Consider the following 16790-nt stretch of genomic DNA (forward strand, 5'->3'; position numbering starts at 1 on the left):
CGTGAACGGTCAAAGGGAATATACACGGCATGGACAATATTATCAGATTTCATCTTGTCCCCTTCAGTCGAATATCAGCCTGGAAACTTTCTGATCAGTCATCGCAATAGCCCCGGCCATTCTGGCGGCCAGGTCCACCCCCGATAAATGCAGATACACCTGTGTGGTCCGGGGATCACGATGCCCGGCGTAGGCCGCCAGCTCATGCAGTTTCCAGCCGGCTCTTGCCAGATGCGTCAGGCGCAGATGGCGAAAGGTATGCGTCGAAAAATCCGGCAATTCGGTCTGTGTGGCCCAGTACCGCACCGTCTTGCTCCAGCTCCAGATACTCAGGGGCATGCCGTGATTCCGGTCTGATACCGAGCGGAATAACGCCCCGCCTGAAAATCCCTGGTGCCGCAGTTGCTGCAGATGTGCGGCAAGAACCGGCGTCACCGCCGGGCTGTAACAGACCATCCGTTCACGGTGATTCTTGGTGGTCTCGGCGCGGATACGGATCAGCCGGTGACCGTGATCAATATCGTCAATGCGCAGCGCCGTCACCTCGGCCCGCCGCAGTGCGCCATAATAAGCCAGTGCCAGCATCAGGCGATCGCGCAACGAGGCATGTGCCGCCTGCCTGAGCAGGGCAAACCAGCCCGGGTCATCCGGAATGCGGGGCAGCTTGACGATGCGCGGCACCAGCCCCCGTGCACTGAAACCCGCGGCGGGCTGCAGGGTACGTGGCACCGGGTTATGATCACAGTTTCCCTGTTAGAAGAGGAAATCGTACCAGAGGCGAATGGCGGAGATCCGCAGCTGTAAGGTGGCGCTGGCGACGGGGTGCGCCAGCCCCGGCAACTGCGGGCGAAGATAGGCGGAAAAGTCCTCAAAGCGCGCGGACTCGGGCCGCAGCGCCTGCGCCTCACAGTAACGCAAATAATGCGCCAGCGCCTGACGGTAGGCTTTAACAGTCGCAGGCGCTCGCCCCAAATCCGCCAGGATCGTCAGCCATTGTTCGACAAAGACCATACAGGGTGAGGAAAGCAGGCAGCGGGTCATGGGCGTTCACCTTTGATGTGAAAACATGTTCAGTGTAGGCGATCAAATGTTGCATTCCACGTAACTTACTAGAGCGCGTAGTTACTGCTGAATGTCACGATCTTATGCTGCTCGAAAAGCGCCCGCATCTTGAAGAACGGATCGCCCATCTTGATACCGAGTTTTTTTGCTTCGGCGCTGCGGGCAATAACGCAACCATCGTTGTTGCTTAAAACCACGACAGGTTTTCCCTTCAGGTCAGGCCTGAAAACAGTTTCGCAGCTCGCATAAAAACTGTTCACATCAGCCAGAGCGAACATTACTGAAATCCGTTGATGCTGAAAGTCACCACGCCAAACACTTCCAGTTCATCTCCGCCGTCATGCAACACGATGGGAGGGAAGTCCGGATTCATTGGCACCAGTTGAACAACCGGGTGTAAGCAAAGGCGCTTAACAGTGTATTCACCTGCAAGCGAAGCAATGATGATATCGCCATGCTTTGCCTGCAGACTCCTGTCCACAACAAGCATCGAACCTTCGTAAATGCCCGCATCAATCATACTCATCCCTGTGGCCATCACGAAATAAGTAGCGGCCGGATGATTTATACAGAGCTCGTTTAAATCAATGCCCTTCTCAATATAATCCTGAGCCGGCGAAGGAAATCCAGCCTGAACTTTACCTTGAAAGAAAGGGGTCAGCAGCTTCAAAGGCTCAGGTGTTGGGTAAAAGACATTCATGATTGATACTCACTAAGCACTGTTTATGCATACAGTATAATCATGGGTTCTTTAGCTTGTGAAGGGCTTATGCTTAGAAAAGTCTTAGGCTGCTGATCAGCAAGGAAACAAAAATTTTGCCCCCCTATTCCTCCAGTTCTCAACGTTTCTTCTGTCTTACTTTAAATATGTTTGGAATATGACGGAGCTTTTTCTTACTGATAGAGTCATGGGGGATTAAAAGCGGTATTTCTTACGCATGCATACGGAGGGTTCTTGTTGATGAGATGTAGAACTTGATGCCTTGAAGTACTCTCTGTACGGCAATATTCTGGTTAGAATTTCGCGGTTCGACTGAATCAACTTTAAGCTCACAGTTTGCGGTCAGGGCTAAGGGCGACAATTAATTAATCGTTAAATGCATGTTTATAAAGTCTAATTTTTCTCGATTGCGAAGTTACGCCGTAACTATTGTTTATTGAAGAAGCAAGCTACATGAATAAGTATTACTTCATACATAATAATTGCTCGATAATACTTCACATATGTTTTTTATGAGTTATCATTTAGGAAATGCTACTTTCGACATCACAGGTGACAAATGATCACGATTATTGGATGCAATAAAGGCGGTGCTGCCAAAACAACAACGGCCATCAATCTGGCGGTTGGTCTGGCTCTTCGTGGAGAGGACGTTTGTCTCGTCGATGCAGATGTTCAGCGTTCCGCTTCCAGATGGTATGCAGAGCGCGAAGCCTCAGGCATCACTCCATCCATTACCCTGATTGAAAAACGAGACAACATTTCTCAAACACTGAGAAGCCTGGATGAAAAATTTGCTCATGTCATCGTGGACGTTGCGGGACGCAATAGCCGGGAGTTGATCACGGGGGGTACCGTTGCCCATCAGATTATCGCGCCCCACCAGTGTTCACAGTTAGACCTGGATACTATGGTTGAACTGCAGCAGCAGCTGGAAAGTATGCGCGATTTGAATCCTGAGCTTAAGGCCTACTGCTATCAAAGTATGGCGACGACTAATCCGCTGTTGCAGGGTAACGAACGACATGAGTTTCTGGAGTATGTGCGTGAGTTTGAAGGGCTCATTCCTTTGACCGCCACAGCATGTTACCGAAAGGTTTACCGTGATGTGATGTCAGAAGGAAAATCAGTACTCGAGACATCTAACGAAAAAGCCAAGGCAGAAGTTCTGGCATTGCTGAATGAGGTATTTTAATGGCCTTAAAGAAACCCCCATTTTCAAATCGCCGAGTTGTAACAGAAGCTGAAGCTGACGCTCTGGCTAACAGACTGGCCGACCGCCCTTATGGTGACGAAAAAGTTGTTGCTGAACCTTCGCAGGAAATTCTGACAAGGACAACTATCTCTTTACCTCAGAACACGCTGCGAGAGATTGAAGATCTTGCCCTGCATAATAAGCGTAATGGTATTAGCCCGAAAAGCGTAAGTGCAATCATTCGTGATGCCCTGGATACTTACCTTAAAAAAGTTTGATACCAAGCGGCATTGGTAACCAGGCTGCTACCAATGCCGTTTTCACCAATCTCATACATTTCCTTAGCCACCGTGTTCCTTATTGCCTTCTCTCCTTTCCAACGTCTCCCATTGAGCTCAACGTTTCAAGAACACTCTCAATCCAAAGTATCGGAATCATTTCTGAGTGGGTTTAATCATCATTAGATAATAAGTATTAAGTGATAAATCACACTTAATACTGCCCTCCTGTGGCTTAGATTATTTGTGAAATACCAAGTGTGAAATGTGATTTTTGTGGGTTTTAAGCTCAGGCATAGCAAACTATATTACTGAATAAATAATGTTTCACACTTCATAAATCATAGGTAACACATCCTATCGATTAATGCACTTCTCCGAAAAACGTTGAAGGCATGCCCGTCTTTGTATGATTTACTCAGAGCGTATGTCACAACACATAAGTGTGAAATATTAGTTGTTACTTAACCAATTTTATATTGTTTATACGCTATCCACAATTCATACCTATGTAATATGAATTATTACATCATACTTCTTAACTCTTAACTCTTAACTCTTAACTCTTAACTCTTAACTCTTAACTCTTAACTCCTAACTCCTAACTCCTAACTCCTAACTCCTAACTCCTAACTCCTAACTCCTAACTCCTAACTCCTAACTCCTAACTCCTAACTCCTAACTCCTAACTCCTCAGTGACATTTGCCATTAGCTTGAAAGGATACTTATCCATAGAGAACAGCATGGGAGACATTGGGAGGCGAGTGTCTATGCAAGCATGCTGATAGAGAGGTATTAAAAGTTCAAAAGTGTTATTTATGAATTTACAATTCATAATTCATGTATGTGATTAATGCGTGGTGTCGGGTTGATTCTATGACGGGGAGCTTGGGCGTGTGCGTGAGGTAGAGCTCATGACCATGGCAACGTGTTAATGAATAATAATACTTACTATTTCATAATTATTATTTATGGGGTCAGTTTGGATATCGAAAATTATTGTACGTGGGGTCTGAAGCCCAATCGTACGAAAACGTACGCTAAGTACATTTTTTAACCAATGTGTCGTTTTTTATTCTCATGGCAAAGGCGACTATAAAGGCCATTCATCGCTATCTTCCGCTTTCTTAAGTGGCCTTAGCTGTCCTTTTGTTACCTGTTTCGCAAGCGTAAATGTATAGTGCCCCAGCATATTGATATGCGCATGCCGCAGTGGTGAAAGCCGGACTTCATCTTCTTCATTAATGACTTCGCCCTCATCACGTAAATGTGTCAGTGCGGCCTGCATATAAATGGTATTCCAGAGCACGACGGCATTGGTCACCAGCCCCAGAGCACCCAGTTGCTCCTCCTGCCCATCCTGATAGCGCTTTCTGATCTCGCCTTTCTGTCCGTGACAAATGGCTCTGGCGACAGCATGTCTGCTTTCTCCACGGTTAAGCTGGGTCAGGATGCGACGTCGGTAATCCTCATCATCAATATAATTCAGCAGGTACAGTGTCTTATTTATTTTCCCGGCTTCGATAATGGCCTGTGTTAATCCTGAAGGGCGATCGCTGCTCAGCAACGAACGAATCAAAACTGACGCACGAATAGTCCCCAACGTCAGGGAACCGGCCATGCGCATCATGTCATCCCAGTGTTGCTCTATCTTCCGGGCATTAGCAGCATTGCGGGCGATATCATTCAGCACGCCATAATCTGCATCTTTATCCACACGCCAGAATACAGAGGCTCCTGCATCAGCCAGACGGGGAGAAAACTGATAGCTGTAGTGACGCACAATAAAGATCGCCCTCACGCGCAATAAATGCCCCTTTCCAAACCACATTAATTGAGACGGATAACCCCGCCAGAATCACATTATGTGAGAATGAAACCACATTAGCTGATTACCAGCCACATTATGGACATTCTCACGCAGGTTACGTGAAACTCATCCTGATAGGTGATGTGCTATATTTTATATTCGCTATCACCTTCCTGAGGTGTTGTATGGTTCTGGAAATCAACCGTCCTCTAAGCTTGTTTGTGTGGGCATTATTTATCTTCACTACCATTGTTATTGCCCTGACCATCCATAGTCAGGATTTGGACGATTATGGGAATAATTCTCTCCAGGAGTGATTGATAAATATTACTCTTTTTTGTATTGCCGCAGTTTCCACTTCATCATGCCATTAGCCACGGTAGACGGGATGGTAAGACCATTCCAGCGAAGTTTACCTATACGGAAAATAGCGGTCGCTGTCGCCAGAACTCGACCGCTAGTATCACTGAGCTGTCCCGACGTGAAGCAGAGATTCCCCTTTATATGTTCAATTTTTCCTGTGCCTAAAATTTTTCCGGGAGACGCAGGCCGAACGAAAAGTGTTTTTGTTTCCACGGTTACCGCTATTTTATTCGGCGGAAGAGTGGCATAAATCGCCGGGCCCATACAATCATCCAGCATGGCTGAAAGAATCCCTCCCTGAACATTCCCAAGTGGGTTCGTCAGTGCTGCTTCAGCTGTATATGCCACATGAATCTCTCCTGACCCCTCATCATAACGAACAAACTGCCACCCGAGCGTTTTTGCTGCCGGGGGCAGCGGCAGTTCACCGCTGACCACCCGCCAAAATACGGCATTACGGTTCATACATCTCTCCGGTTGATTCAGATTTCAGGACAATAAAATGCAGATAAAACCAAGAACAGATAAAACGGCAGCCATCACACCACCGGCCACTGGTGTTTTTGCCCCTGTCTGCATCCGTAGTCTTATGGCCACAAACACGGGAGCTATTGCAGAAAGTAAATACAGGATCTGGAAGGTTGCCAGTTGCCAGAAGATTACAGGCCCTGACAGCAGAATAATTAACAAATATATGCAGATAAAAATCCAGGATAACCACGCCATACCAAGGGCATTCATTAGTGCCAGCAACAATTTCTGCATCCTGGTGTCTATTTCATGCCACTGGCGTTGTACAGCATCCCGGTGGTATGGCATAAACGATGAGCGGAATATATAGATCATGGAAAATGTTAGAACCAGAGTCAGTGACAATATGTAGCAGATCATTCCATAAATCATGAATCACCTCGAACAACCTCAAAAAACAAAAAAGTTATACACATCCACACTGAATAGCGTACCTACGAGGTGTCCGGCAGACACATCACAATGGCAGCCCGGCCGCACGCATTTCCTCGACCAATTCGTTAGCGCGCTGTGGGTTTAATGTGCCACGCATCAACTGACGGATTTCCGGAGGTTTAGCATCAAATTGCGTGCAAAGTGCACGGATATCGTATCTATGACGTGTTAGCTGCGGCTCAAGATCATCAATCCGTCGTGACAGGACTGCTTCCACAATACCGGCATCAATGGGCTTTACACCCATATCAAAGCCAGTCTCGAAAGCCCGAACGAGATGGCGTCCTATCTGAAGAGGGGTTTTTAGCCGGACCGCCAATACTGTCGCGGCTTCATCGGTGATGACATCACTGATGTCGCTCCCTTCGCCAAGCGATTCTCGTAGTACCCAGTCGATATAATCTCGCTGTTTGTCCCGGAGGCCACCAAACTCGAACACCGTGGTGCGATCGCCGACTTCTTCCATACTGGGACGACGTAAATCGTTTTTGAGCTTGGGGTGGCCAATCAGGACGATAGAAATCTTGCCCTTCCCATCGGTAGCCAACTCAAACAGGCGCTTAAGTGAGGTCAGGGTTTTTGGATGCAAATCGTGGGCATCATCAATAAACAAGGCCACCGGTTTCTTTGCCTTACGAAATAATGCCTGTAGCTCACGCGCCCGTTTCTCTGAATCGCCAGGGATCTTGACCGTTTTCTCGGTAGAGAGATCGTAGAACAATGCTGCATCAAGCAGCGATGCGGTGAGTTTTGTCTTGTCAAGACTGAGAGAACGGGCAACCATGACCTTGCTCTCCTTTTCCAGCGTTTCACGCAGCCGTCGCATGAGCAGGGTTTTTCCCGAGCCGATCACCGCTGTAAGGGCTATCAGCCGGCCATTTTGGATGGCCGCTTTGAGATCCCGGTGAATTTGCTCGTGGTGGTCGGTCTCGAAATACCCGGCATCAATCGGTTCACACTGCAGGCCATAGTAGTGCATGACTTCGGTTAGCATTAGCCAATCCCTCCTTTTCGCCCTGCAGGAAAACGGGCGCGAATTGCCGCAGTAATCGCGGGTCTGGACAGGGTTTCATCCAACAGCTGCCCAATGAATGTCTGGTCTTCTGTCTTGAGTTTTGCCAGCGGCAGACGCAGCTCATCGGCAATGGCCTGACGTGCGGCGAACTTGGTCGGATACGTCAGTTCACAAAATGGATCGGGACCCACAAAGGACCGGGAGGGCATTGTTGCCGACGAGGGTGAACGCGTATTATCCAGTACGACAATGTCTGCTTCACCACTGACGGCGGCCAGAGGGATGCTGAGTTTGTCGGCCAACGAACTCACCTGCTCAGCCCGGTATTCCCGACGACTTTTGCGGTGTTTACGGTATCGATGGAGGGGAATGGGACCGCCAACCGGCAGAAAGGGGCCAAACTGCTCCTCATCCCGTTCGGCAAACAACTCTTGATCGAAAAGTCCCCACCAGACCACCACGGTTTCACCGGCCAGCTCGGCATCAAGCTCGTTGGTGACGCCAGCCACGGTCAGACGACAGTCGATGCCTACAGTGCGAGGTTCAGGCTCCCGGGCGAATGAACAAAAACGTTCCCAGGAGCACATCGAGCGCAAGCCACAGCTCGGTTGCCTGGATTGCCAATCCTCGAGACGGCTGTGAGGTTCGTGACGATGCTCCCTGGCGTTATAGGTCGCAATATAATTTGCCAGCCAACGATTGGCCTCGGCTTCAGTTGTTGGCTTGTGGAAATGGTAAAGTGTTTCGTGGGCTTCCTTTACGGTGCGAAACGGTCGCTCAACCTTGCCTTTGCTTCTGGCCGTTGTGCGTCTGCCATCAGTACCCCGGGGTTTATGAAAAATCACCGTCACGCCAAGGAAATCCATGACACGTTTGAATACCGCCGATTTCCCTACCGGGCCATTGTCGAGCTGAAGGGCTTCCGGTATGCCTTGTAAGGTAATACCCAGTTCTGTTTTTTCACTCATGGCATTAAACAGGAACCGCAGTGCCGACTCTGCGTCTTCCCCATAGACACAGCGATACTCCTGGTAGCTCACACCACTGCGATCATCAACCACGCTAAACAGCATCAGCGTAGGGGCGCCTTGCCGATCAGGATCGATCCAGCCAGGTGTTTCCAGCTCTTTTAGGTCAGAGGGACTCATATCAAAATGCCATAACGCATTCGCATATTCGGCCTGAAAACGTACTGCTGGCGGCTCGCGGGTCATTCTGGCCTGGTCATAGCCCAGCCGGCGCATATGACGATTTAGCGTAGATTCGGTCAGCTGTCCGGGAGAAAGCTTTTCCAGTCCCTCAGGAGTTTCAACGCCATACTGAACAAGCAATTCGAGGATACGAGTATTTGACAGACAGCGACCTTTCTTGTTCGTCGTTCTGACTTTGAGTGCCGCGACGATTTCGCACCACCGCTCGATCCTGGCCGTTGTCATCACGCGCGGCTTGCCACGATCGGCACGGTGTGCATCTTTAGCCCGTCGATCGCCACGTAAAAGCCGATAAAGCGTGGCGCGCGATACGGCATACAGACTAGCCGTCGAATCCATCAACAGGAAACGCTCGGGATGCCGGGCAGGTAACGCAGCGAGCCGTCGCCGTAACGCCGCAATAGCCTCTACAGGAACGGCGGCGGTTGTCCTCATCACGCACCTCTGACCCTTTCGGGATGGTGGCCTGCTAAGGAGTCACCAGCGCCCCCATTGAGTAAGTAGAAACCGGGGGCCTTCAGTGAACCATCCCCGTTAACATAGGTATAAAGTGTTGTCGTCGTCATCCCGAGGCGTTTTGCGACATCGGCCGCAACGGCTTTAGGGTCGGCCATCGCCGCCATCGCCATTGTCAGGGTGGCGCGATCCATTTTGCGTGGACGACCGCCAAGACGGCCGCGCGCACGGGCAGCGGCCAAACCCGCCTGAGTTCGTTCAGCGATCAGTTCGCGTTCAAATTCGGCGAAGGCCGCAAAAATACCAAAAGCGAGCCGACCATTTGCCGTTGTGGTGTCAATTTCGGCCCCGGCCCCCGTGAGCACCTTCAGATGAATGCCTCGTACCCGCAGATCTTCGACAGTATTGACAAGATGACGCAAATCACGCCCCAGTCGATCAAGCTTCCAAAGCACCAGGGTATTACCGGGCTGAAGTGCTTTAAGGCAGGCCTTTAATCCAGGACGGTCATCATTACGCCCGGAAGCGATATCTTCATAAATACGTTCAGGGGCAATGCCGGCAGCGAGCAGAGCATCCCGCTGAGGGATGACCGTTTGGACCCCGTCGGATTTTGATACCCTGGCGTAACCGATCAGCAGCACAGGAATAACTCCGCAAGAAAAGAATAATGACAAAGTATAACCTTGCGTTGATTTCCGCAATGAGTTTTCTTGCGAAAAATGGTGATGAATTAAGCGAGTTCGGGACCACCAGAAAACCGGCCGTTTTTCTGGCGGTTGCTCTGTCTCAGGGAGGTTGCGTGAACGTCTCAATAATGTGGTTGAGAGTCAGATAATGTGGTTTGATTCTCAGCTAATGTGATTATGGCGCGGCTATTTGTCTCAGCTAATGTGGTTTGAAAAAGGGCATTTATTGCGCGTGAGGGCGATCTTTATTGTGCGTCACTACACTTATCGACCTGATGGCCGCGATGTCGCATAAGGACTGGCTGAGCCGCCGCCAGCGCCAGAAGCAGGGAATTGAACGGGCACATACACTGGGGAAATACCGCGGCAGGCAGGCTGATCATGATCGGCATCAGAAAGTGCTGTACTACCGACAGGTAAAAAAACTGAGTATCCGTGAAACCTCTGAGGCCACCGGGTACAGCTGTTCTCAAATATGTCGCATTCAAGGACTGTACCGAAAATCAGGCTCCTAAGTCATGACCGCTGTATGATGTTGGTGAGTATAATTAAGTCCGGCCCCCCCCCGGCTTTGCCGGGGAGACTCCAAAAGGTTTGACCTTTAAGTCAGTCGCGCAAATCTGAAATCTCCGCCAGGAGATGAGGATTCGTGATGAGAGACTACCAGAGCTTAAGCCATACGAAATGGGACTGTAAATATCACGTGGTTTATATCCCCAAACGCCGGAAGCAGCGGTTATATGGTGCGCTGCGGCATGAGTTGGGGAAAATATTCCATGAGCTTGCGAGCCAGAAGGGCTGCCAGATTCTGGAGGGGCATCTGATGTGATCTTGACCCGCCATCTCAGAATAGTTCATATAATAATCGTTTTTTGAAAGATAAATCTGATGGTTACGAGATAATCCTCCATTCATCAATTCATCAATTCATCAAGTGAATATGTATGCCTAATATTAATAATACCCATCTGACACAACTCCATTATCCCCTCGCTTTCGTCGAGGCAAAGACTGACCATGGCGATGGGCGTTTTGTGGTTAATAAAAACACAGGAATCATTTACCAGCTTTCGGGGGTTACAAACAGTAGCTTGCAACTAAATCAGGTTGATTCGTCTGCCCTAAAGGGAATGGGCATCAGATTTATAGATAAGGTTACACACTTCAATGCCAATGAGATAATGAAAAATCCTAGTATGCTCAATACCGTTCTTAGCCCGTATAGCTTTAAGAGCACATTGCCTGGCCGATTCAAGGCCATCGCCGATTTAGATGCGATTGAAAAGTCCCAATACAAACAGTTATCAGAATCCGACAAAACTGCACAACTGCGTCAGGCTCTCATCTCGCTTGTAGACAACGATCTGAAAGAACCGTTCAGTAGTTTGTTAAATGAGTGGGGAACCTATGGTGTTTCCGCCTGCGAGGTCGATAAGGGAGCTTATTCCAATTTCAAAGAATTCTATGATGAAGAAATGGCAAGCCATGCTGTAAAAAAAGATGATTATGCCAAACTTGATTTTTCCACCCAAAATATTAAATCACACATTACCGACCCACGTTGTATAAACGCTAAACTGACGCCATTACAACTGTTCAAAGCGGCTTTTCAGCTAGGCGATGTCCCTGCAGTTTCCAACTTTCGTTTTATGAACAACCCAGCCAGTAAAGACGACGGTAAATACCGGGAGTGGATGTATCATTTTGACAACAGTAATTATGCTGCCGAGTTTAAACTGATTACCACACGTACCGCAGGTACCGAACAAGCCAACAACGAACAGTGCCTGGCTGCGTTCCCCTATGATACCGAAAAAACCATCCGTTTTACGCAAAGCGAAGCGGCAACAAAATTCCCGACGATGGACGACCTGCAAAAAGAATTCAGTCATATACCGGGAGCCCGCTATGTGGTTATTCGTAACCCCGACAACACAACGCCGATTGAAACCGGTATTCGTACCGAAATGATCGTACATCACCGTTCTGCAAGCGGCAAAAACGAAACGGAATCACGCGACGCCGATTTGATGACCTTCCATGGTGCTGACCGGTGCCAACCTTTCCTTACTCCACAGGAACTTGAACAAGCCCCGCATCTCACGTCATTACAACGTTTCGTATTGGGTGAATTCCGTGATGCCGAGCCGCAACAATTTGTTGAAGCTTTAAAAGAACAAAAAGAAACCCTTAATGCACAAATAAGGCAAAGCCTAACGGTCAACGCACTTAAACCACTAGAAAAAATAACCGTGGCAAAATTCAGTGAAGATGGACTACAAATCACCAACAAAGAATTATTCAGTAAACAGATAAGCACTTACAATAATCTACCCGAAGTTCTGGATAAGCTCCCGAAACTGGAGTTTTCTTCTGCCGACTTAACTGAGGACGTGCTCACTATCGTTCCCATGCTAATGAACTACGATCAGAATGCAGAATTGAAGCCGGACTGCTCCGAAAATAAGGCATTTCCTGCCAGAACCCAATTGCGGGAACGCACTAATGAACAATTCAGGGAACCGTTGGAACGTGATTTAAAATACGTCCAAATGAGTAACAGCCCCAACAACCTTCTCTCCATGGATAAATTGATTGATATCACTCATCATATTCAGGACTTTTACCAGAAGGGAGTCCATTCTCTCAAAGAGTTAAAGGCAGACCCTAAAGTGATAGCGTTATATGAAAGCCGTGCAGAATTAGCCAGAGAGTACGCCAGTCAGTTCCCGACACGCGCAACTCACCCAGAAACCCATCAGGTACTCTCACTGTTCACCTACTACATGGTAGACGATCTGGACCAGGCGGCTGCCACTTTACATAACCTGGCGGCCAACGTCGATAGCACTCAGCTTGCCCGTATGAAAGAGCAACAGCAACCACTACTACAGCACTTTATTACCCATCGTCTGTTAAATGATCAACTGGCAGACTGAACCTGTTTCTCGGGGGCCATGATAGCCCCTTTCTCTACAAACGAATAAATAACAAATATGATTATTCAAAATTATCGAAGCATGATTGGCCAATTTTTTCCGCTCCAGCAGGAAAATAATGAAGCCCGTACAGCAAATCTGACCCAGGACAGAACCGCCGGGGAATTTATCAAAATGGATGCTGTGCCGGGTGATAGTAAAAGTAGCATTGAGAAAATGACTCACCCTCTGGCAGGGTGCGATGAAACAGGAAGCATGTCACCTTATATGATAGTGTTGCTTGGCGATCAAAGAGCGCTGGATTTTGCCGATAAAGTGCTTCATGCACCGAGACAGCGCTTGTTTGACACACTGGGTATCGATGCTGATAACAAAGCAGATCGCCACGCCCGGCTACATAGCGAACTGGAATCCCTCGCTCGTTTCTACCCAAATACTCCTGAGTTTGAACCCCAAAAGATCACATTAAATGACCAGCCTTTTATCGAGCAGGAGCCTACCAAACCTTACTTTGCTGGTCAAAAAATTATCACACCTGATTTCACCACCTTCCGTGCTGAGCAAGAAAAACAAAGAAATAATCTTTTACTATGTAAAACGCGAGATGATAGCGCGCTGTATTTCAATCAAACCCCGATCATCGAACTAAAAAGATACAACGAGGATGTATTTGCCAAAGAAAAAGCACTGCGTGCTAGCGAGAATTTTTTGAATAAAACGCAATATTTCATCCCAATGGTCGAGTATTTAACCCAGTTCAGCAAAGAAGGGGATATTTTGGTACAAAACCCCTTTGAAACCAGCAGCGATAAAAATACGCCGCACTTACAATTTATTCCTGGCGATGTCCCTTTGCCCCTGCTCTATCAAAACTCGCAGGTGTTAATTAATGAAAAGTACCAACAGGTTCACTGGCATTTACCTACCTTGGCTGTGACCGTGGATAGCCGACAATATGACTGGCGAGAACAGACAGAACGGGTACAGACTGTGTGCCAGGAGTTACTGGCTAATCAACACATCAGTACTACACCAGTGCTCAGGAATCTGGGGAATGGCCTGATAGAAATGTATTTGATCTTCAAACAGGATGGTAGCGATTTGGCAGCAGAAATTATGCAACAGGCCCCCGGTTGGTTGGAATCTTGCGGTATTTTCATTTCTAATACGCCAAAAGCAGTTATGTTTGCCTCCTTGGGTGCAGTTCAGTATTACGCCCCCTACGGGGTCACGGATAAGGAACAACTGTTAACAAGCCTAGTGCAGCAACTCATTAACTGAGCATAAATGCTGGTAAAGTGATCGCCTGGTAACACATTTTGTTAATCGATATTACACATCCAGAGCCGCGCTGAGATTGTGGACCTGAATTCACTGGTTAACATGCTGAGGTAGGGTAACGGAAATATCGACGGAGAAGTCGTCTAAATAGCGGCTCTTCCGTTTTGGAGTGGCCAAAATTTAGTCTTAACGTACAATAATTTTCGATATCCAAACTGACCCCTTTATGATCAAAAGTATAGCTTTCTGTATCACGTAGTACTTCACACTTCACACTTCACACTTCACACTTCACACTTCACACTTCATATTTACTATTTAACATTTTTTAAAGTTCTCTGTTGTAGATTCAATCTGTCAACGCAACACCCCTTTCAATTATCTCTTTCGGTGTTTTGAACTTCAGTGTCTTTCTTGGTCTGTTGTTTAGCTGAGCTGCAACCTGATCCAGCTCATGTTGAGTATATTGGGCAAGGCATGTCTTTTTGGGAAAGTAATGTCTAATTAGCCCATTAGTGTTCTCTTTTGTTCCCCGCTGCCAGGGACTCTGAGGATCGCAGAAGTAAACTTTAACTCCGGTGCTGCCAGTAAATTCCAGATGCCTGGCCAGCTTCATTCCTCTGTCCCATGTCAGTGATTGCCGGAGTTCAGGCGGCAAGCTCAGGAATTTGTCGGTAAGAGCCTGATTCACTGAAAAAGAATCTTTGCCCCTGAGTCTAAGGATGATCGTATAACGTGATTTTCGGTCTACAAGTGTGGCTATATGCGAGTTTTTTGTGCCTGATACTAAATCGCCTTCCCAGTACCCCAGAGAGCGTCTGTTATCGATATGCCGGGAGCGTTCGTGAATTGGCGTTCCGTTCACTATGTTGATCGTACCTCTTTCACCTTTGCGGGTATGGCGTCTGCCATGACGAAGGCTATGCGACCGGCGCAGATGCTGTACATTCAGGTGGTGTAGCGCTTCACGGCTACGAAAGTACAGCGTTTTATAAATTGTCTCAGGTGATATTCGCAGTTTTTTTTGACGCGGCTTCGTTCGCCTTAACCATCCTGATATTTGCTCAGGAGACCACTTCATCTCCAGCTTTTCCAGAACAAGCTCTCGCAACGTTAAATTCTGATCCAGTAAGCACGGTTTTGGTCTTTTCGCCATCCTGTTGGCCCGGTTATTAGCATCAACAGCTTTGTAATAGCGCCTGCCTCGATTACGCTGAACTTCACGTGAGATCGTCGAAGGACTACGATTTAGCGCAGTAGCTATCGCACGAATGCTCATTTTGGCTGACAAACCGGCTCGTATTTCCTCGCGCTCAGACAGCGTCAGGTGAGCTACAGCCCGCTTGCGCTCATTGGGTTTTATGCCGCCAGTATCTCTTAACATAGTGAAGATTGTTCCTGGTTTCGAACCCAGGATATTAGCTATTTCACTGAAGCCTGTTCCGTTCTTCCACAGTTCAAAAACAGATGCTTTTTCCTTTGCTGTAAATGTCCGTCTCATTCAAAAATCCTCCGCAACCCCATGTTTTCACATGACTGTTGCGTTGACCAATTGAATCTACAGTGGTGTTTTGCTGAGAGAATAAAATGCGTTCAAATAATGCATGAGGATTCTTAGTGAATAACAGTAAACGGCGCGATAGGCATTGCTGAGGTTGGTTCTTTTTGAACAGAGTTTCATTCATATACATATATAAGTAACTTGCAGTTTCGGAAAATCAGGGGCAGGGCGTCACCTTCGGCACGGCTGTCGTGAACAGAGCCAGGCTGCCTGTCTCTGCCCTTCGGGCTTCCATCCTGACGCAAAAATCCTCATCACACTAGCAGCGGCCAATGGCCGCGCCGTTTCACTGGCCTGCGGTAAAGCAGCAGGCCGCTGTTGGGCAACGGCGATTCGCTGCCGCTCGTCGTCGTTGCGGTGGTATCCGCTACGCCCATCTTGGGTGCCGTCTCTCCAGTTAAGCCCCTCTCGCCGGGGCTGACCAAAACACAGCCGCTGTCGCCCGTCCAGGGTAAATAAACGCCCCCAAAACTTTTCCTCGTACCTCCGAAAACTTTCGTGTCCGCCCCGGACGTTCGTCCTCGTCGGTGTTTTTTTACGCCCTTGCGGCGGAGGAACTCAACTGGAGATGTGGTAACACCCAGCCAGAAATACAGCCGAATACCACAAAACGTCAAGGTCGCGACAAAGCGAATCTAACCGAAGATATGGGCTAAAAGTCCTGAAAAATAAGGAGTGTCATCATGGCAGAACGTGGAATTAACAAAGTCATCATCGTGGGTAATTTAGGTCAGGCACCGGAACTGCGCTACATGCCGAACGGCGGCGCGGTCGCCAGTCTGACGCTGGCCACCTCTGAAAACTGGCGTGACAAAGTCACCGGCGAACAAAAAGAAAAAACCGAATGGCACCGTGTGGTCGTGTTCGGAAAGCTTGCCGAAATTGCCGCTGAATACCTGACCAAGGGCGCAAAAGTCTACATCGAAGGTCAGCTGCAGACCCGCAAATGGCAGGACGGGCAGGGTATCGACCGCTACACCACGGAAATTGTGGTCAAGGCAAACGGCACGATGCAGATGCTGGGCAGCGCACAAGGCAACCGTCAGTCGGGTGACGCAGCGGGTTCACAGGCACCGGCAAATGCGCCGTCTCATTCCGGTGAGCCTGCCGTTGACCCGAAACCGGCAAAAGCCGCGCGCGGTAAAAAATCCGCCAAAACGGCACCGGCGCAGCAATCCGCACCGCAGGGGGGAGAATTCCCGCCGGTTGATTTTGACGATGATATCCCGTTCTAGGATTTAC

14 protein-coding genes and 4 pseudogenes are annotated in these 16790 nt (G+C 48.4%); 7 read left to right on the forward strand and 11 right to left on the reverse strand.

From position 1 onward, the window contains the following. Nucleotides 1-63: 63 nt before the first annotated feature. From ACJY2G_RS22085 to umuD, 4 genes and pseudogenes are all read right to left on the reverse strand, one after another. The gene (locus ACJY2G_RS22085) at nucleotides 64-681 is read right to left on the reverse strand and encodes a tyrosine-type recombinase/integrase (RefSeq protein WP_439292163.1); all 618 of its coding nucleotides are present in this window, start codon (nucleotides 679-681) and stop codon (nucleotides 64-66) included. A 72-nt stretch (nucleotides 682-753) separates the two neighbouring features. Continuing rightward, the gene (locus ACJY2G_RS22090; protein WP_439292164.1) at nucleotides 754-1041 is read right to left on the reverse strand and encodes a site-specific integrase; all 288 of its coding nucleotides are present in this window, start codon (nucleotides 1039-1041) and stop codon (nucleotides 754-756) included. 71 nt (nucleotides 1042-1112) lie between these two features. Beyond that, nucleotides 1113-1340, reverse strand: a pseudogene (locus ACJY2G_RS22095) (DNA polymerase V subunit UmuC); the annotation flags it as partial. Continuing rightward, a complete protein-coding gene (umuD, locus tag ACJY2G_RS22100; protein ID WP_439292165.1) occupies nucleotides 1340-1762 on the reverse strand; it encodes a translesion error-prone DNA polymerase V autoproteolytic subunit in 423 nt (140 codons plus the stop codon). The pseudogene ACJY2G_RS22095 and the gene umuD, both read right to left, overlap by 1 nt. 580 nt (nucleotides 1763-2342) lie before the next feature. Between umuD and ACJY2G_RS22105 the strand changes: the two genes are divergently transcribed. After that, a complete protein-coding gene (locus ACJY2G_RS22105; RefSeq protein ID WP_120509973.1) occupies nucleotides 2343-2978 on the forward strand; it encodes an AAA family ATPase in 636 nt (211 codons plus the stop codon). Next, complete coding sequence (locus ACJY2G_RS22110) at nucleotides 2978-3256, forward strand: ribbon-helix-helix domain-containing protein (protein WP_439292166.1); 279 nt, start codon at nucleotides 2978-2980, stop codon at nucleotides 3254-3256. The genes ACJY2G_RS22105 and ACJY2G_RS22110 overlap by 1 nt, the downstream gene beginning before the upstream one ends. 1094 nt (nucleotides 3257-4350) lie before the next feature. Here the strand turns inward: ACJY2G_RS22110 and ACJY2G_RS22115 are convergent. From ACJY2G_RS22115 to ACJY2G_RS22140, 6 genes and pseudogenes are all read right to left on the reverse strand, one after another. Continuing rightward, nucleotides 4351-5025 (reverse strand): annotated as a pseudogene (locus tag ACJY2G_RS22115) (Tn3 family transposase); the annotation flags it as partial. Nucleotides 5026-5394: 369 nt separating this feature from the next. Further along, a complete protein-coding gene (locus ACJY2G_RS22120; protein ID WP_439292167.1) occupies nucleotides 5395-5895 on the reverse strand; it encodes a PaaI family thioesterase in 501 nt (166 codons plus the stop codon). A 24-nt stretch (nucleotides 5896-5919) separates the two neighbouring features. Beyond that, the gene (locus tag ACJY2G_RS22125; RefSeq protein ID WP_439292168.1) at nucleotides 5920-6333 is read right to left on the reverse strand and encodes a hypothetical protein; all 414 of its coding nucleotides are present in this window, start codon (nucleotides 6331-6333) and stop codon (nucleotides 5920-5922) included. An 85-nt stretch (nucleotides 6334-6418) separates the two neighbouring features. After that, nucleotides 6419-7390 (reverse strand): ExeA family protein, encoded by a 972-nt coding sequence (locus ACJY2G_RS22130; RefSeq protein ID WP_439292170.1) that lies wholly within the window; start codon nucleotides 7388-7390, stop codon nucleotides 6419-6421. Next, nucleotides 7390-9057, reverse strand: a complete 1668-nt coding sequence (locus ACJY2G_RS22135) for an IS481 family transposase (RefSeq protein WP_439292171.1) — start codon at nucleotides 9055-9057, stop codon at nucleotides 7390-7392. Before ACJY2G_RS22135 ends, ACJY2G_RS22130 begins: the two co-directional genes overlap by 1 nt. Then, the gene (locus ACJY2G_RS22140) at nucleotides 9057-9719 is read right to left on the reverse strand and encodes a recombinase family protein (RefSeq protein WP_439292211.1); all 663 of its coding nucleotides are present in this window, start codon (nucleotides 9717-9719) and stop codon (nucleotides 9057-9059) included. The genes ACJY2G_RS22135 and ACJY2G_RS22140 overlap by 1 nt, the downstream gene beginning before the upstream one ends. 311 nt (nucleotides 9720-10030) lie before the next feature. Here ACJY2G_RS22140 and ACJY2G_RS22145 point away from each other — a divergent pair. From ACJY2G_RS22145 to ACJY2G_RS22160, 4 genes and pseudogenes are all read left to right on the forward strand, one after another. Next, nucleotides 10031-10282: pseudogene (locus tag ACJY2G_RS22145) on the forward strand (recombinase family protein); the annotation flags it as partial. A 137-nt stretch (nucleotides 10283-10419) separates the two neighbouring features. Next, nucleotides 10420-10593, forward strand: a pseudogene (locus ACJY2G_RS22150) (transposase); the annotation flags it as partial. Nucleotides 10594-10711: 118 nt separating this feature from the next. Beyond that, the gene (locus tag ACJY2G_RS22155; RefSeq protein WP_439292173.1) at nucleotides 10712-12706 is read left to right on the forward strand and encodes a hypothetical protein; all 1995 of its coding nucleotides are present in this window, start codon (nucleotides 10712-10714) and stop codon (nucleotides 12704-12706) included. Between the two features lie 57 nt (nucleotides 12707-12763). Beyond that, the gene (locus tag ACJY2G_RS22160) at nucleotides 12764-13987 is read left to right on the forward strand and encodes a hypothetical protein (RefSeq protein WP_439292175.1); all 1224 of its coding nucleotides are present in this window, start codon (nucleotides 12764-12766) and stop codon (nucleotides 13985-13987) included. Between the two features lie 349 nt (nucleotides 13988-14336). On the opposite strand, the gene ACJY2G_RS22165 is transcribed toward ACJY2G_RS22160, so the two are convergent. After that, on the reverse strand, nucleotides 14337-15488 hold the full coding sequence (locus tag ACJY2G_RS22165; RefSeq protein ID WP_439292176.1) for an IS30 family transposase: 1152 nt from the start codon (nucleotides 15486-15488) through the stop codon (nucleotides 14337-14339). Between the two features lie 743 nt (nucleotides 15489-16231). Here ACJY2G_RS22165 and ssb point away from each other — a divergent pair. After that, a complete protein-coding gene (gene ssb, locus ACJY2G_RS22170) occupies nucleotides 16232-16783 on the forward strand; it encodes a single-stranded DNA-binding protein (protein ID WP_439292178.1) in 552 nt (183 codons plus the stop codon). The last annotated feature ends 7 nt before the right edge of the window (nucleotides 16784-16790 follow it).

This window comes from Rahnella sp. ATs2, from assembly GCF_051851855.1.
GTDB lineage: Bacteria > Pseudomonadota > Gammaproteobacteria > Enterobacterales > Enterobacteriaceae > Rahnella > Rahnella variigena.

Coding starts and splice junctions, on each gene's coding strand:
- ACJY2G_RS22105 (WP_120509973.1), top strand. CDS start 2,343: ATGATCACGATTATTGGATGCAATAAAGGCGGTGCTGCCAAAACAACA.
- ACJY2G_RS22165 (WP_439292176.1), bottom strand. CDS start 15,488: ATGAGACGGACATTTACAGCAAAGGAAAAAGCATCTGTTTTTGAACTG.
- ACJY2G_RS22130 (WP_439292170.1), bottom strand. CDS start 7,390: ATGCTAACCGAAGTCATGCACTACTATGGCCTGCAGTGTGAACCGATT.
- ACJY2G_RS22125 (WP_439292168.1), bottom strand. CDS start 6,333: ATGATTTATGGAATGATCTGCTACATATTGTCACTGACTCTGGTTCTA.
- ACJY2G_RS22110 (WP_439292166.1), top strand. CDS start 2,978: ATGGCCTTAAAGAAACCCCCATTTTCAAATCGCCGAGTTGTAACAGAA.
- ACJY2G_RS22120 (WP_439292167.1), bottom strand. CDS start 5,895: ATGAACCGTAATGCCGTATTTTGGCGGGTGGTCAGCGGTGAACTGCCG.
- ACJY2G_RS22155 (WP_439292173.1), top strand. CDS start 10,712: ATGCCTAATATTAATAATACCCATCTGACACAACTCCATTATCCCCTC.
- ACJY2G_RS22090 (WP_439292164.1), bottom strand. CDS start 1,041: ATGACCCGCTGCCTGCTTTCCTCACCCTGTATGGTCTTTGTCGAACAA.
- ACJY2G_RS22160 (WP_439292175.1), top strand. CDS start 12,764: ATGATTATTCAAAATTATCGAAGCATGATTGGCCAATTTTTTCCGCTC.
- ACJY2G_RS22135 (WP_439292171.1), bottom strand. CDS start 9,057: ATGAGGACAACCGCCGCCGTTCCTGTAGAGGCTATTGCGGCGTTACGG.
- umuD (WP_439292165.1), bottom strand. CDS start 1,762: ATGAATGTCTTTTACCCAACACCTGAGCCTTTGAAGCTGCTGACCCCT.
- ssb (WP_439292178.1), top strand. CDS start 16,232: ATGGCAGAACGTGGAATTAACAAAGTCATCATCGTGGGTAATTTAGGT.